Source organism: Martinezella sp. CNPSo 3957 (genome assembly GCF_057784395.1).
In genome coordinates this window covers 672,061-686,758 of sequence record NZ_JBXSOU010000001.1, presented here as the reverse complement: position 1 = coordinate 686,758, position 14,698 = coordinate 672,061, and the positions used below count along the sequence as shown (strand labels likewise).

The window sequence follows — 14,698 nt, the reverse complement described above, 5'->3', positions numbered from 1 at the left end:
GCTATTGGGCGCTTCCAATATCACCTCCCTAAGTGGTGAAGCGAAAACATAAACCCTCAGGCCATCATTGTCATGATGCGCTCGATGAGTTTTGGAGGCAGTTAGATTGCCGGCGACATCGATCCTTTGTCGGTGCCACCGCAACCCTACCGGGCAGTCAAGCAAATTTCGGGTCTAGCGGCTCACATAATCCGGATATTGCTCACAAATGAGATCGACGATCGACAAGGTGCCCGACAAATGCCGGCGCAAAGCGGCGACGGCGGCCTCCGCATCGGCCGAGCGGACGGCATCGACCACGGCTTGATGATCGACAATGATCTGCTCCAGCTTGCCGGGCATCGGCAGGTTGAGCATGCGCAGCCGGTCGAGATGCACGCTCTGGCGCCGGACCGTCGACCACAGGCCGAGAATGCCGGCCCGCTCATAGAGAACGCGATGGAAATCCTTATCGAGCATATCGAAGAGATCATAGGTTTCCTGTGACATCACATGCTTCTGGCGAGCCAGGATGCCTTCGAGGATCGCTGCCGTTTCTACAGGTGATTCAACAGCCAGCCTGCGGACCGCCTCGAGTTCGATCGACAATCGCAGAAAATGCGCCTCTGTCGCGTTACGGATATCGATCCTCGCAACAACCGTCGCATATTGCGGATAGACCTCCACTAACCCCTCCTCCTCAAGCCGGATCAGGGCATCGCGCACGGGGGTTTGGCTGACATTGAATTCGCTTTGCAGCGAGATGCGCGACAGGACCGTCGTTGGCGGCAGGCTCATCGAAAGAATGCGCGATCGCAGGATCTCCAGGATCTGAGGCCCCACCTGACGGGAGCGATCGAGGGCAAATTCCTTCGGATTGAGCTTCACTGGCGGCCTTTCTGATCAAGAGCATCTGCTCATTAAACACAGTTCGGGGCTTGATGCACTGATACATTAGTGCTTTAGTGAACCGGCGCCAACCTCTTTCTCAAAGGGTTGGATCAATTGGGAGGAGCAAATGAGAGGATTTCTTCACTGTCTGACTGCGGTCGGCATGGTGATTGCCGGCACCTTTTCAGCCGGTGCTGCCGAAAAGACCGACATCTCGATCACGCGTCAGCCGGGCATTCTTTATCTCGCCAGCCACGTGATGGAGACGCAGAAACTGATCGAGAAACATGCCGCCGCCGATGGCCTTCAGGGCGTCAAGGTCGAATGGCGCACCTTCAGTGGCGGTGGCGCGCAGACTGACGCGCTGCTCTCCGGCAACGTCGACATCGTCAATACCGGCACCGGCAATCTGCTGCTGCTTTGGGACCGCACCCGAGGCAAGGTGAAGGGTATCGTCACCAATTCGGCCCAGCCGGTTATCATGGTCTCGCGCGATGCGCGCATCCAGTCGCTGAAGGATATTCAGCCAGGCGACAAGATCGCCGTGCCGACGGTCGGCGTCTCGACGCAGGCAATCCTGCTGCAAATGGCGGCCGCACAAATGTATGGCGACGACCAGGTGCACAAGTTCGACACCAACACGGTGCAGCTCGGTCACCCCGACGCGATGGCAGCACTTGCGAACCAGACCCATGAGGTCAAGAACCACTTCTCCGCCCCACCCTTCCAATATCTCGAGCTGAAGCAGCCGGACGTTCACAAGGTCATCGATTCCCGCGACATCATCGGCGGCGATTTGACCCAGGGCACCTTTTTCACCACGACGCAGTTCGCAGCCGCCAATCCAACCATCATCAAGGCCGTGCGCGAGGCGACGGCTGAGGCCATTGATTTCATCAAGAAGGATCCGAAATCGGCCGTGGAAGCCTACAAGACCGTCAGCGGCGACAAGACCAGCGTCGAGGATCTCGTGGCGATCCTGAACGAGCCGCACATGATGGAATTCCGCATGGATCCGCAGGGAACCATGAAGTTCGCGACCCATCTCCATAAAATCGGCACGCTGAAGACCATGCCCAAGGCCTGGACCGACTATTACCTGCCGGAAGCAGCCGATCTTAATGGCAACTGACGCCTGTCGGCGGCGCGAATGCCGCCTTCAGGCCACCCCTCGGAGAAGGCTCATGCTTCAGGCAAAAACGCACGCCGATATGCCGGTAACGGAAACAATGACCGCAAAACCGCTCCTGAATGTCGACAGGGTAACGCTTCGCTACAAGACGCCGAACCTGCTCATCACCGCGACGGAAAACGTCAGCTTCTCGGTTGCCCAGTCTGACCGCTTCGTCCTCCTTGGTCCCTCTGGTTGCGGAAAATCGACGCTGCTGAAGGCCATCGGCGGCTACATGACGCCGACGACGGGCCGGATCGAGATCAAGGGGCAAGCGGTCAAGAAGCCGGGCGCCGACCGCATGATGGTCTTTCAGGAATTCGACCAGCTGCTGCCCTGGAAGACGGTGCTGGAAAACGTCATGTTCCCGCTGACAACGGCTCGTCGCCTGCCGCGCGGCGAAGCCGAGGCCATCGCCCGCGATTATATCGACAAGGTCAAGCTCACCCGCGCGGTCGACACTTACCCACACATGCTGTCAGGCGGCATGAAACAGCGTGTCGCGATTGCCCGCGGCATGGCGATGCAGCCCGATATCCTCTTGATGGACGAGCCTTTCGCAGCGCTCGATGCGCTCACCCGCCGACAGATGCAGGACGAACTCCTGCAGCTCTGGGAAGATACGCGATTCACCGTCATCTTCGTGACGCACTCGATCGCCGAGGCGATCAAGATCTCCAACCGCATCCTGCTGCTGTCGCCGCATCCCGGCCGCGTCAAGGCCGAGGTGCGCGATGTGGAAGCCGTCCGTGACGATCCCACTGCTGCCGCCAAGCTGGAACAGGAGATCCACCACATGCTGTTTGCCGAGCAGGGACACAGGGAGTAAACCATGAGCGCGCCACAGATCATCCTTGCACCGCAGACAACGGAAGCCGCCGGCCATATCGCAGCCGTCGAGCAGAAGCTCGGCACAACGGAACTCCTCTGGCAGTCGGGCCTGTTCCGCAAATCATTGCTGATCGTTATCCTCGCCGTCATATGGGAGGCCTATGCCCGGCATCTCGACAATCCGCTGCTATTCCCGACGCTGAGCGACACGCTGACCGCGCTTTATGACCGGTTCGCCGATGGCGTCCTGCCGGCCCGCATCTGGACCACGCTGAAGATACTGGTGACGGGTTACATCTCGGGAACGGTGCTCGCCGCCGTCCTGACGGTCGTTGCGATCAACACCCGCATCGGCACCGATTTTCTCGAGACCATGACGGCGATGTTCAATCCGCTGCCGGCCATCTCGCTCTTGCCGCTCGCCCTCATCTGGTTCGGGCTGGGACCGGCAAGTCTCGTCTTCGTGCTTATCCATTCCGTTCTCTGGGCCGTCGCTCTGAACACGCACGCAGGTTTTCTCGGCGTTTCCCGCACTTTGCGCATGGTCGGCGCCAATTATGGGCTGACGGGTCTTTCCTATGTCTTCCGCATCCTGATCCCCGCCGCCTTCCCATCGATCCTCACGGGCCTGAAAATCGGCTGGGCCTTTTCCTGGCGCACGCTGATCGCCGCCGAACTCGTCTTTGGCGTCTCCTCCGGCCAGGGCGGCCTCGGCTGGTTCATCTTCGAAAACCGCAATCTTCTCGACATTCCCTCAGTCTTTGCCGGCCTGCTGACTGTGATCGTCATCGGGCTTATTGTCGAAAACCTGGTTTTCCAAACGATCGAGCGCCGCACCCTGCTAAAATGGGGCATGAAGGAATGATGCGGCGCATGCTTTTATCCCTTCGACCAACATTCGAATACAAGGCGCAATTACAATGAACAGCAGGAAGAAGCCCCAGGACTTACGCAGTGCCCGATGGTTCGCACCGGATGACCTCAGAAGTTCGGGACACCGCTCCCGCACCATGCAGATGGGCTACGCGCCCGAAGAATGGACGGATAAGCCCGTCATCGCCATCCTCAACACCTGGTCCGACGCCAATCCGTGCCATGCACATTTCAAGCATCGCGTCGAGGACGTGAAGCGCGGCATCTTGCAGGCCGGCGGCTTTCCGCTGGAGCTGCCGGCACTGTCGCTGTCGGAAAGCTACGTCAAGCCAACGACTATGCTCTATCGCAACATGCTCGCGATGGAGGCCGAAGAGCTTTTGCGTTCGCACCCGGTCGATGGCGCCGTCTTGATGGGCGGCTGCGACAAGACCACACCTGGCCTCGTTATGGGCGCGCTCTCCATGGGGCTGCCGATGATCTACCTGCCGGCCGGTCCGATGCTGCGCGGCAATTATCGCGGCGAATATCTGGGCTCTGGTTCCGATGCCTGGAAGTTCTGGGACGAGCGCCGCGCCGGCACCATTTCGGAGCAGGAATGGGTCGATGTCGAGGCCGGCATCGCCCGCTCCTATGGTCACTGCATGACCATGGGCACGGCAAGCACGATGACGGCAATCGCCGAGGCACTGGGGCTAACGCTGCCGGGTGCAAGCTCGATACCCGCCCCAGATGCCAATCATATCCGCATGTCATCAGCTGTCGGCCGGCGTATCGTCGAGATGGTGTGGGAAGATCTCGTTCCCTCCAAGATCGTCACGCAGGCCGCGGTCAACAATGCCGTCGCTGTCGCGATGGCGACGGGCTGTTCCACCAATGCCGTCGTGCATCTGATCGCGATGGCGCGGCGCGCCGGCATCAATCTCTCGCTCGACGATCTCGACAAGGCCGGGCGCACGACGCCGGTGCTCGCTAATATCAGGCCCACCGGCAAAACCTATCTGATGGAAGATTTCTACTATGCCGGCGGCCTGCGCGCCCTGATGGCGAAGCTTTCTTCCAAGCTCGACCTCTCGGCGCTCACCGTCTCCGGCGTCACCCTCGGCGAAACGCTAGAGGGAGCGAAATGTTACAATGACGATGTCATCCGCTCGCTCGACAATCCGGTCTATCATGAGGGGTCGCTTGCGGTGCTGAAGGGCAATCTTGCGCCGACCGGCGCTGTCATCAAGCCGGCCGCCTGCGATCCGCGCTTTCACAAGCACCAGGGACCGGCGCTGGTCTTCGACAGCTATCCGGAGATGAAGGCAGCGGTGGACGACGAAAATCTCGACATCACGCCTGATCACGTCATGGTGCTACGCGGTGCTGGTCCGCAGGGCGGCCCCGGCATGCCGGAATGGGGCATGCTGCCGATCCCGAAGGCGCTCCTGAAGAAGGGCCATAGGGACATGCTGCGCCTCTCCGACGCCCGCATGAGTGGCACCAGCTACGGCGCCTGCATTCTGCACGTCTCACCCGAGTCCCATGTCGGGGGACCGCTGGCGCTGCTGCGCAATGGCGATATCGTCAGCCTCGATCTCGAGGCGCGGCGCATCGACATGCTGGTCGATGAGGATGAGTTGCAACGCCGGCGCGACGCCTGGGTCAAGCCTCCGGAAAAATTCGGCCGCGGTTATGGCTGGATGTTCTCGCGCCATGTGGCGCAGGCCGATACCGGCTGCGACTTCGATTTCCTGGAAAACAGCTTCGGCCCGACGCCGGGCGAACCCGACATCTACTAATCACGAGGATTATATCGCATGAGCAATTATGTGCTGAGCAACGAGACGCGCGACAAGCTGATGGGCGTCGCAACACCGACGATCGCCACCGCGCTTTTCCGGCGCGGCCTGCGCAACCAGTTCATTCAGGATGTGCGGCCGCTCTCGCCGAAGAAGGCGAACATGGTCGGCCAGGCTTTCACGCTGCGCTATATTCCCGCGCGCGAGGACCTGAACACGCTCGAAGTCTTCCGCAACCCGGAACATCCGCAACGTGCCGCTGTCGAGCAATGCCCGCCCGGTTTCGTGCTGGTCATGGATAGCCGCAAGGACGCGCGCGCCGCCTCCGCCGGCTCCATCCTGGTCTCGCGTCTGCAGGTGCGTGGCGTGGCCGGCGTCGTCACCGACGGCGGATTCCGCGACAGCCCGGAAATCGCCGCCCTCAATATCCCCTCCTATCATCACCGCCCCTCCGCCCCGACGAACCTGACGCTGCACCAGGCTATCGAAATCAACGGTCCGATCGGCTGCGGCGATGTGGCGGTTTTCCCCGGCGACGTTCTCGTCGGCGACAATGAGGGCGTCATCGTCATTCCCGCACATCTCGCCGATGAGATTGCCACTGAGACCGTGGAAATGACGGCCTATGAGGATTTCGTCACCGAGGAAGTCATGAACGGCGCCACTATCATCGGCCTCTATCCGGCAACCAGCGACGCGCCGAAGCAGAAGTTCGCGGAATGGCGGAAACAAAAAGGTCGATAAGACCACATTAGGTCACGCAGCCGGCGGATACATCCGGCTGCGGTTCTCTTAATTACTCTTCCTTGACCAGCTTCAGAACAAGCTGCTGGAGATTGCCGCCATCGCTGAATTCGACCTTGTCGAAATCGCTGTTGCGCTGCCGTTCCCTGTTGGAAATCTCCCCGAGCCGTTTCGTCAGCTCCACGCGGATTTTGCTGCATTTCGGGTCGTCCGGGATGGAGAAGCCAACGCTCACAGCTTCGATCTCTTTGACCATATCCTTGATGAAGCCGCCATGCACGCGCTCATGCGCCTCGACCCCGGCGATGAACTTCTGCCAGCTTTTGCGGGTCGATGGCGGCAATTGCGCCGAAGGCTTTGGCAATGTGTACGTGATGATCAGTTTCGGTATGTTGACCGTGATCATGCAGGCGCCGTCCGGCTGCGGCTCGTATTTGCGCGTCCAAGTCAGCTTGAAATCGGTATGCGCAATCGCCCTCACCTTGGGTCCGAGCAAGGGGCCGCGCTCGCCGATGGAATCGTAGAGTTCGCGCCCCGAGGTTCCGGTAATCGCATAGGTCTTGACCTTCTCGACCGCCTGCCACTCGGCGCGGGCCGTCATCGGCAAGGAAGCGATGCACATCGCCACTGCGAGCAATCGAAAATTCACTGTCACCAACATCCTCATATTCACGGCCTCGAGCGCCGCGACGCTATCCGTTGGTCCCGGCTATTTCAACGAGCATGGCGCTTCAAAATGCCGAGTTCTCCTCAAGCACTTCCTCGGCATCCTCTCGCTCCATCTCGAAGACCCTTTTTCCAATTGCGAAGCTGAAACCGTTGCGGGCGAAGGCAGACAATTCCTTTGCCTTGCGCTTCTCGTCGAGATCACCGCGCCGGAAAGGCCCGAAACCGCGTTTCCTAGCAAAGATGACGGCGGAATGGAGATCATCGACCTCTTCCACTGCCGCGACGACCGTTTCACCACTGATGCCTTTGGACGCGAGCTTGAAGGCAATGGCTTTCTTCGACTTGCCGGAGCGGACCGCCGAGCGTGTGCTGATCTCGGCGAAGGCGACGTCATCAAGCACCTTCAGCTCATAGGCGAATTTCACCGCAAAATCGGCAAGCGCCTTGATCTGTGCGCCGCTGATATCCTCGAATTTCTGCTTCGCCTTCCTGGAAATCGCATCGAACAGCTGCTTCTCGGTCATCATCCGACGTTCTAAACGATAGATGGTCGAGTTGCGTGCCCAGGAAAGCATGCGGCTTGTCGGCGTTTCATCCATGCAGGAAAGCATTCGGCGAGAGAAGAATCATCACGGAGAATTTTACGCAAGCCGGGCGGCTCAGGCAATGAATGCGCTTGGTAATCATGGGATGATTGGTTATGCTCCTCTCGCGGCCAAGGCGGTCAAACGCCGAGCGTCGAACCCCATCGACGGTGGAGGCCGTCTCAAACACCACATTATTGCTATGGATCACGGAGCCTGCAGCTCTCCCGATCGCTTTGCCGATTGGGCAGCAGAGCTTCGTTCAGAGGAGGCAGGAATGGATTATCGCAAGCTCGGCCCAAGCGGGGCCGTCGTCACGGCCTATTGCCTTGGCACCATGACGTTCGGCGCGGAGGCAGACGAAGCCGCGTCGCACAGGCTTCTCGGCGATTACTTCGCGTGGGGCGGCAACTTCATCGACACCGCCGATGTCTATAGCGCCGGCAAGTCAGAGGAGATCATTGGCCGCTGGCTGAAGGCGCGTCCGACAGAAGCACGCCAGGCCGTGATCGCCACCAAGGGCCGCTTTCCGATGGGCAACGGACCGAACGATATCGGTCTGTCGCGCCGCCATCTCGGCCAGGCGTTGAACGATTCGCTGCGCCGTCTCGGCGTCGAGCATATCGATCTCTATCAGATGCATGCCTGGGACGCTTTAACGCCGATCGAGGAGACATTGCGATTTCTGGATGACGCCGTGCGTGCCGGCAAGATCGGCTATTACGGCTTCTCCAACTATGTCGGCTGGCATATCGCCAAGGCCGTCGAGATCGCCAGGGCACAGGGCTATACGCGGCCGGTGACGCTGCAGCCGCAATATAATCTGCTCGTTCGCGATATCGAACTCGAGATCGTCGATGCCTGCCTGGATGCCGGCATGGGCCTGCTGCCATGGTCGCCGCTCGGCGGTGGATGGCTGACCGGCAAATACAAGCGCGACGAAATGCCGACCGGCGCCACAAGACTTGGCGAAAACCCCAATCGTGGCAGCGAATCCTTTGCGCCACGCAATGCGCAGGAGCGGACCTGGGCAATCATTGCCACCGTCGAGGAAATTGCTAGGGCACGAGACGTGACTATGGCGCAGGTGGCGCTTGCTTGGACGGCCGCACGTCCAGCCGTAACATCCGTCATTCTGGGCGCCCGCACGCGTGAGCAGCTTGCCGACAATCTGGGCGCAGCCAAACTGAAACTTACGGAGGCGGAGATGGATCGGCTGAACGAGATCAGCGCGCCGCAACCCGCCGCCTATCCCTACGGCGAAAGCGGCCGGAACCAGCGCCATCGCAAGATCGAGGGTGGCCGTTAAGTTTCATCCGGCGGCGAAGCGTTTGCCTGCTTCGCCGCTGCCGTTGGGATCGCCTGCCGTGTCAAACGAGCGGCGGGTTGAGTCTCGCAAAGCCTTCCTGACGCCGATAGGGAAAATAGGGATAGGGAGCCGTCGTCTCACTGACCTTATCCAGCCTCTCGATCTGCTCTTTCGAAAGAGTCCAGCCGACCGCGCCGAGATTCTGCCGCAGCTGCTCTTCGTTGCGCGCGCCGATGATGACGCTTGCGACCGTCGGCCGGCTGAGCAGCCAGTTGAGGGCGATTTGCGGCACGCTCTTCCCGGTCTCGCCGGCAATCTCATCCAGCACATCGACGATATCGAACAGCTTCTCGTCATCGACGGGCGGCCCGAATGATGCCGTCTCATGAAGCCGGCTCTTTTCGGGCAATGGCTGACCGCGGCGGATTTTGCCTGTCAGCCTGCCCCATGCCAGCGGGCTCCAGACGAGGGCACCGACATTCTGATCGTGGCCCAACGGCATTAGCTCCCATTCGTAATCGCGGCCGGCGAGCGAATAATAGACCTGATGGGCGACATGGCGCGCGTAGCCGTGCTTGTCGGAGATCGCGAGCGATTTCATCAGCTCCCAGCCGGCGAAGTTGGAAGCGCCGATGTAGCGGATCTTTCCCGCCTTCACGAGGTTATCGAGAGTGGAGAGCACTTCTTCGATTGGCGTCGAGGCGTCGAAAGCGTGCAGTTGCAAGAGGTCGATGTAATCGGTGCCGAGACGCTGCAAGGCAGCATCGACGGATTTGATCAAGCGCGAGCGCGAGCTGCCCCAATCGGCCGGTCCATCGCCCATCGGCAGTGCTGTCTTGGTCGAGATCAGCACGGCATCCCGCCTGCCCCGGATCGCCTGACCAAGCACTTCCTCCGATGCGCCTGCCGAATAGACATCGGCCGTGTCAAAGAGATTGACGCCCGCCTCCAGGCAGATATCGACCAGACGGCGCGCTTCCATCGCGTCCGTCGAGCCCCAGGCGCTGAAGAGCGGTCCATTGCCGGCAAAGGTGCCGGCGCCGAAACTGAGCACGGGAACGCGCAAGCCCGAAGCACCAAGATTTCTATATTCCATCATCCGTCTCCTGTTGGTTCTTCAGTTAGATAGACGCGATGAGAGAGATGATATAGATTGCCGAAAAGAAACTCATTTATGACTTCAATTCATCATGAGCCGCCAAGAGATCAACCGTTCCGGTGAAATGGAAGTCTTCGTGCGCGCCGTGGAACTCGGCGGCTTCACCGCTGCGGCCATAGCCTGCCGGATGACGCCTTCAGCCGTCAGCAAACTCGTCACGAGACTTGAAAAGCGCCTCGGCGCGCGGCTCATCCACCGCTCGACGCGGCGATTGCAGCTCACACCCGAGGGCTGCGCTTTCTTTGAGCGCAGTGTCGCCATTCTTGCCGATATTGCCGAAGCCGAACGCCATGCATCGGCGGGAGAGCAGGTAGTCGGCCATATCCGCATCAACACCAGCGGCTCCTTCGGCAATCATGTGCTGGCTCCGCTCGTTCCAAGCTTCATGGCGTTGCACCCGAATGTCTCGCTCGAGATCTTCCATACGGACCAGGTCATCGACCTGATGGAGGAGCGCGCCGATGTTGCAATCCGCGCCGGGCCGCTGAAGAGCTCCAGCCTCATGGCCCGCAAGCTTGGAACCACACAAAGTATCATTGTCGCCTCGCCGGACTATCTGCACAGGCATGGGACACCGCGCTCTGCCGCGGAATTGGCAAGACATTGCCGCATCAGCTTTAGCTATTCCCGGGCGATCGAAGGCTGGCCGCTGCTCATTGACGGTGAGGTTGCGACGGTACCGGCGGCGCGCAGCCTGCAGGTGGGCGACGGCGAAGCCATGCGGCACCTTGCGCTTGCCGGCGCAGGCCTGGCGCGGCTTGCTGCCTTCACCGTGAAATCGGATATCGCGGCTGGGCGACTGCAGCCCGTGCTGGAAGAATTCAATCCCGGAGATATCGAGGAATTCCACGCCGTCTATATTGGCCAGGGCGGCCCTCTGCCGGCGCGCGTGCGCGCCTTGCTGGATTTCTTGCGCGAAAACGTTCACCTGTAAAAGCGACGCGGCCGTCAGGGCCGCATCGTGTCAGCTAAAACTCCCAGTCACCAGGCCGATCAGGCGGATGGCTGCCGGGTCTTGCGCAGATAGGGCAATACCGTGTCGAACGAGCCGAAGCGAGTGATGGCATCTTCGTTGGAGACAGCGGCGGTGATGATAACGTCCTCGCCTTGCTGCCAGTTTGCCGGCGTTGCGACCTGATGCTTGGATGTCAGCTGGATCGAGTCGATCGCGCGCAGGATTTCGCCGAAGTTGCGGCCTGTCGTCATCGGATAGGTGAGGATCAGCTTGATCTTCTTGTCAGGGCCAATGACGAAAACGGAACGGACGGTAGCATTGTCGGCTGGCGTGCGGCCTTCCGAGCTTTCGCCGGCGCCTGCCGGCAGCATGTCATAGAGCTTGGCAACCTTCAGGTCCTTGTCGCCGATCAGCGGATAGTCGACATCGAAACCGGTCGCCGTCTTGATATCGTTCTTCCAGCGACCATGGCTCTCGACCGGATCGACCGAGATGCCGATAATCTTGACGCCGCGCTTGCGGAATTCGCCTTCGAGGCCAGCCATCGCGCCGAGTTCCGTCGTGCAGACCGGCGTGAAGTTCTTCGGATGCGAGAAGAGCACGGCCCAGCCGTTACCGATCCAGTCATGAAACTTAATCTCGCCCTGCGTCGTCTCGGCCGTAAAATCCGGCGCGATATCGTTGATGCGCAAACTCATTGTCTTACCTCCAAAATCTACCCCGGCGCGCTTGTGATGGCCGAGGGAACGAGAAAAAATCCGTCGCACAATGGCGTCGAATGTCGGATATGAAAAGCTCTTGTTTCAAATGGACGCCGCGATTGCCGCAGAAATCCCTTGCGGCCTGCGATGCCGGCTGCGCATCTTCAACATGTCCAGAAAGCGATAACCACCCACCCAGCGCCCATAACCGCTTGCTATATTGATATGTCCTGCAAGGCCGATATTGCGAACATCCGAATTCCAGAGCCGTCCGAACATGCCGAGCCGGTCGAGGCTCATATAGATATCATTCAAGCTCCCGATCGTCATGCTTGGGAAAGGCAGTGCTTCTGTCGGCATGGTGCCGAAGGATAGATGTCCGGCATGCAGGGTTTCCGTCACGGGAATATCGCAGGGCGCTACGAGCAGCGCGCCTTTGACCCTTCGTGCGGCCTGGCGGCCAGCCAATCTCGCCGTCAACACGCAGCCCAAGCTGTGGGCGACGACATAGGCTTCTCCGGCCTCTTCCAGCGCAGCTTCCAATTTCTCCATCCAGCTGCCGAGATTGGGAAAGTCCCAGTTATCCTGCTCGACGAGCCGAACGTCGGATTGATCCTGCAGCCAATAGCGCTGCCAATGCCCCTCGGCGGAGCCGAAAAGGCCGGGCACGATCAGTACTCTGGTCATGGAAGCCTCACGAGGAAAAGCGATCGAATGCAAAGCTTGCGACAGGAAATCAAAAATGCATCCCTTCAATGCCAAGGCGCGGGGGATGTACACCAATAGTAGATCTCGTAGTCGCGCGCGGAGAGTTCTCGCTCGCCGAGCTCGGGCCGATCGACGGATTGGATTCGTTCATTCGCATCCTGCAACGCACGCCCAGCGAAAATCGTCTTCAGGCGGCTAATGACATTCCATTTCATGTAACCCTCCATTTGATTGATAAATCCCAGGGGCTGCTGCAAATCGTCCTCAGCCATCATTCGGCCGCGGCAAGCACCGTTACCGGATGCGGGAAGAAGGCGGAGAGCTCACCGACGACCTCATTGATACGGCCGGCGAGCGGTTCCGAGGAAACCTTGTAATCGGTAAAGTCACGATCCGACGCGTATATGGCGGTTGGCAGGGTATGTGCCATGAAGAAGCCGAAGAGCGGCCGCAGCTGATGCTCCACCATCAGCGCATGCCGGTCGCCGCCGCCGGTCGCCGTGATGATGATCGGCTTGGCGCGCAGCTCGTGTGGATCGATAAGGTCGATCAGATGCTTGAACAGCCCGGGATAGGAGCCCTTGAACGTCGGCGAGCCGATAACCAATGCATCTGCCGAGACGATTTCATCGATCACACCTTTTGCCTGATCGTCGAGATCCTTGCGCCACTGGGCCGCGCCGAGAGAGGGGCCAACATCATGCAGATCGTAGATCCTGCTTGAGAAGCCATATCGCCCGCTTGCCAGATCCGCGACGGTCTGGACCAGCGCGTAGCTCTTCGACGGCCTGTTGAAGCTGCCGACGATGCCGACAAGTTTGGGCGCACTCATTCTTATCCCTTCCGAAGATCGCATGCATTTTCGATAATCCAAATATTGTCCATAAAATTAGTGGATTAAAAGGAACAGCGATCTCTGAAGGCACGGGAATTGGAAAATCTCTTTCTATGCTGCAGCCGGCTGGGCGAAGTGCACAAATGCCCCGAAAGGAAATGGCAGCGGTCCCGGCTCTCTCCAGGAGGGGATCGATTGATGCCGTAGCTTTCTCAATAAGATCCAACGTGCGCCCCGCCAACGCACCAGCTCAGTCCCGGAGACTACAAGGCAATGCGCGATCAGGAGGCCCATTTCGCTGCCACGCCGGCTGCCGGCGCGCTCCCCGCCAAGCCGGGAAGCGCGACTGGAGATTGCATGCTTTCCTACATATTCATCTTTCGACGACGACCTTCAAAACGTCTCGGTTCTTGTCCCAAAAGGGTAACGCGCTCTCGGCATCGGCAAAGGGTATGACCTTGGAAATAAGGGAAGCGGCACGATCGCCGATCGTCTCCAGATAGGCGATGACCGCATCGAAATCAGACTTGGTCGCGTTGCGCGATCCCATGATATCAAGCTCCTTGAGATTGAACATCTGCGTCTGATAGCTAACGGGCGCCTTGGCGTAACCGACATAGACGACGCGGCCGCAAAAACCGGCCAGATCGATCGCCTGACGAAAAGTTTCCGGAAGGCCGACTGCCTCGAAGGCCACATCGACGCCTTGATCATCCGTCAGCTCGACAATGCGCGCAACGACATCTTCCGTGCCGGCATCGATTGTGTGACGGGCTCCGAACTGTTTTGCCAGCGCGGTCTTTTCCGGGCTCAGATCGACGGCAATCACCTCGGCTCCGCGAGCAACGGCTCCGATCACGACGCCCATGCCGATCATCCCGCAGCCCAGCACAACGATGCGATCGCTCGCCGACACGCGGCCGCGCGCCACTGCGTGGAAGCCTACCGACAGCGGCTCGACCAAGGCGAGAAAGCGCGGCTCAAGAGTATCATTGAGGATCAGCTTCTCTGCCGGAAGAACGATCTCTTCGGCAAGCCCGCCATCCTGCTGGACACCGAGCGTGCGATTGTAGCGGCAGGCATTCACGCGCCCCTTGCGGCAGGAGGAGCACGTGCCGCAACTGGTATAGGGAAGCACGATAACGCGCTGCCCCGGTCGATAGGTGGGCGGAACACCCGCCCCGGTCTCGACAATCTCGCCGCCGATCTCGTGCCCAGGAATGCGCGGCAATTGCACCAGGGGATTGAGGCCTCGAAACGTGTTGAGATCACTCCCGCAGATGCCGACATGGCGGATGGAAATACGGACATCGCCTTCCCCGAGCTGCGGGCGAGCGACATCGGTGAAACGGCTGATGCCTTCACTTTCGATCAACAGGGCTTTCACGTGACGAAACCTTTCCTGGATTGGGGAGTAAACCGAGCGCTTGCGCACGGTTTACTAAACATAGATCAGTTCAGGGCGGCGATGTCGACAGGTAGATCGAACCGGTTTCAGAGCAGCT

Annotated in this window: 16 protein-coding genes; 7 read left to right on the top strand and 9 right to left on the bottom strand. The window is 59.7% G+C overall.

Annotated features, from left to right (window positions below; genetic code table 11):
• Window positions 1-174 precede the first annotated feature (174 nt).
• Window positions 175-867: a GntR family transcriptional regulator gene (locus AC13QE_RS03205; protein ID WP_488482547.1), complete on the bottom strand. Its 693-nt coding sequence runs from the start codon at window positions 865-867 to the stop codon at window positions 175-177.
• Between the two features lie 130 nt (window positions 868-997).
• Between AC13QE_RS03205 and AC13QE_RS03200 the strand changes: the two genes are divergently transcribed.
• The 5 genes from AC13QE_RS03200 to AC13QE_RS03180 are packed head-to-tail and all read left to right on the top strand — an operon-like array spanning window position 998 to window position 6,273.
• Window positions 998-2,002 carry an ABC transporter substrate-binding protein gene (locus tag AC13QE_RS03200; protein WP_488482546.1) on the top strand — a complete coding sequence of 335 codons (1,005 nt, stop codon included), beginning with the start codon at window positions 998-1,000 and terminating at the stop codon, window positions 2,000-2,002.
• 52 nt (window positions 2,003-2,054) lie between these two features.
• Window positions 2,055-2,870, top strand: a complete 816-nt coding sequence (locus AC13QE_RS03195; protein ID WP_488482545.1) for an ABC transporter ATP-binding protein — start codon at window positions 2,055-2,057, stop codon at window positions 2,868-2,870.
• Between the two features lie 3 nt (window positions 2,871-2,873).
• Window positions 2,874-3,737: an ABC transporter permease gene (locus tag AC13QE_RS03190; protein WP_488482544.1), complete on the top strand. Its 864-nt coding sequence runs from the start codon at window positions 2,874-2,876 to the stop codon at window positions 3,735-3,737.
• 55 nt (window positions 3,738-3,792) lie between these two features.
• Complete coding sequence (araD, locus tag AC13QE_RS03185) at window positions 3,793-5,529, top strand: L-arabinonate dehydratase (RefSeq protein ID WP_488482543.1); 1,737 nt, start codon at window positions 3,793-3,795, stop codon at window positions 5,527-5,529.
• Window positions 5,530-5,547: 18 nt separating this feature from the next.
• The gene (locus tag AC13QE_RS03180; RefSeq protein ID WP_132717925.1) at window positions 5,548-6,273 is read left to right on the top strand and encodes a ribonuclease activity regulator RraA; all 726 of its coding nucleotides are present in this window, start codon (window positions 5,548-5,550) and stop codon (window positions 6,271-6,273) included.
• A 52-nt stretch (window positions 6,274-6,325) separates the two neighbouring features.
• Here AC13QE_RS03180 and AC13QE_RS03175 read toward each other — a convergent pair whose 3' ends face one another.
• A complete protein-coding gene (locus AC13QE_RS03175; protein ID WP_488482542.1) occupies window positions 6,326-6,934 on the bottom strand; it encodes a DUF922 domain-containing Zn-dependent protease in 609 nt (202 codons plus the stop codon).
• Window positions 6,935-7,004: 70 nt separating this feature from the next.
• Window positions 7,005-7,541: a recombination regulator RecX gene (gene recX, locus AC13QE_RS03170; RefSeq protein ID WP_488482541.1), complete on the bottom strand. Its 537-nt coding sequence runs from the start codon at window positions 7,539-7,541 to the stop codon at window positions 7,005-7,007.
• 262 nt (window positions 7,542-7,803) lie between these two features.
• Between recX and AC13QE_RS03165 the strand changes: the two genes are divergently transcribed.
• Entirely contained in the window at window positions 7,804-8,835 is a 1,032-nt protein-coding gene (locus tag AC13QE_RS03165; protein ID WP_488482540.1) for an aldo/keto reductase, read from the top strand.
• A 61-nt stretch (window positions 8,836-8,896) separates the two neighbouring features.
• Here the strand turns inward: AC13QE_RS03165 and AC13QE_RS03160 are convergent, their stop codons facing one another.
• Complete coding sequence (locus AC13QE_RS03160) at window positions 8,897-9,931, bottom strand: aldo/keto reductase (RefSeq protein WP_488482539.1); 1,035 nt, start codon at window positions 9,929-9,931, stop codon at window positions 8,897-8,899.
• 94 nt (window positions 9,932-10,025) lie between these two features.
• Between AC13QE_RS03160 and AC13QE_RS03155 the strand changes: the two genes are divergently transcribed.
• Window positions 10,026-10,928, top strand: a complete 903-nt coding sequence (locus AC13QE_RS03155; RefSeq protein WP_488482538.1) for a LysR family transcriptional regulator — start codon at window positions 10,026-10,028, stop codon at window positions 10,926-10,928.
• Window positions 10,929-10,987: 59 nt separating this feature from the next.
• Here AC13QE_RS03155 and AC13QE_RS03150 read toward each other — a convergent pair whose 3' ends face one another.
• The 5 genes from AC13QE_RS03150 to AC13QE_RS03130 form a co-directional block, all read right to left on the bottom strand.
• Window positions 10,988-11,647 (bottom strand): peroxiredoxin, encoded by a 660-nt coding sequence (locus tag AC13QE_RS03150; RefSeq protein WP_069614590.1) that lies wholly within the window; start codon window positions 11,645-11,647, stop codon window positions 10,988-10,990.
• A 105-nt stretch (window positions 11,648-11,752) separates the two neighbouring features.
• Window positions 11,753-12,337: an alpha/beta hydrolase gene (locus AC13QE_RS03145; protein ID WP_132717920.1), complete on the bottom strand. Its 585-nt coding sequence runs from the start codon at window positions 12,335-12,337 to the stop codon at window positions 11,753-11,755.
• Window positions 12,338-12,402: 65 nt separating this feature from the next.
• Window positions 12,403-12,573, bottom strand: a complete 171-nt coding sequence (locus AC13QE_RS03140) for a hypothetical protein (protein ID WP_488482537.1) — start codon at window positions 12,571-12,573, stop codon at window positions 12,403-12,405.
• Between the two features lie 56 nt (window positions 12,574-12,629).
• Window positions 12,630-13,190: an FMN reductase gene (msuE, locus tag AC13QE_RS03135; protein ID WP_488482536.1), complete on the bottom strand. Its 561-nt coding sequence runs from the start codon at window positions 13,188-13,190 to the stop codon at window positions 12,630-12,632.
• A gap of 376 nt (window positions 13,191-13,566) precedes the next feature.
• The gene (locus tag AC13QE_RS03130) at window positions 13,567-14,580 is read right to left on the bottom strand and encodes a zinc-binding alcohol dehydrogenase family protein (RefSeq protein ID WP_488482535.1); all 1,014 of its coding nucleotides are present in this window, start codon (window positions 14,578-14,580) and stop codon (window positions 13,567-13,569) included.
• Window positions 14,581-14,698: the final 118 nt, after the last annotated feature.

Coding starts and splice junctions, on each gene's coding strand:
- AC13QE_RS03200 (WP_488482546.1), top strand. CDS start 998: ATGAGAGGATTTCTTCACTGTCTGACTGCGGTCGGCATGGTGATTGCC.
- AC13QE_RS03195 (WP_488482545.1), top strand. CDS start 2,055: ATGCTTCAGGCAAAAACGCACGCCGATATGCCGGTAACGGAAACAATG.
- AC13QE_RS03190 (WP_488482544.1), top strand. CDS start 2,874: ATGAGCGCGCCACAGATCATCCTTGCACCGCAGACAACGGAAGCCGCC.
- araD (WP_488482543.1), top strand. CDS start 3,793: ATGAACAGCAGGAAGAAGCCCCAGGACTTACGCAGTGCCCGATGGTTC.
- AC13QE_RS03180 (WP_132717925.1), top strand. CDS start 5,548: ATGAGCAATTATGTGCTGAGCAACGAGACGCGCGACAAGCTGATGGGC.
- AC13QE_RS03175 (WP_488482542.1), bottom strand. CDS start 6,934: ATGTTGGTGACAGTGAATTTTCGATTGCTCGCAGTGGCGATGTGCATC.
- recX (WP_488482541.1), bottom strand. CDS start 7,541: ATGGATGAAACGCCGACAAGCCGCATGCTTTCCTGGGCACGCAACTCG.
- AC13QE_RS03165 (WP_488482540.1), top strand. CDS start 7,804: ATGGATTATCGCAAGCTCGGCCCAAGCGGGGCCGTCGTCACGGCCTAT.
- AC13QE_RS03160 (WP_488482539.1), bottom strand. CDS start 9,931: ATGGAATATAGAAATCTTGGTGCTTCGGGCTTGCGCGTTCCCGTGCTC.
- AC13QE_RS03155 (WP_488482538.1), top strand. CDS start 10,026: ATGAGCCGCCAAGAGATCAACCGTTCCGGTGAAATGGAAGTCTTCGTG.
- AC13QE_RS03150 (WP_069614590.1), bottom strand. CDS start 11,647: ATGAGTTTGCGCATCAACGATATCGCGCCGGATTTTACGGCCGAGACG.
- AC13QE_RS03145 (WP_132717920.1), bottom strand. CDS start 12,337: ATGACCAGAGTACTGATCGTGCCCGGCCTTTTCGGCTCCGCCGAGGGG.
- AC13QE_RS03140 (WP_488482537.1), bottom strand. CDS start 12,573: ATGAAATGGAATGTCATTAGCCGCCTGAAGACGATTTTCGCTGGGCGT.
- msuE (WP_488482536.1), bottom strand. CDS start 13,190: ATGAGTGCGCCCAAACTTGTCGGCATCGTCGGCAGCTTCAACAGGCCG.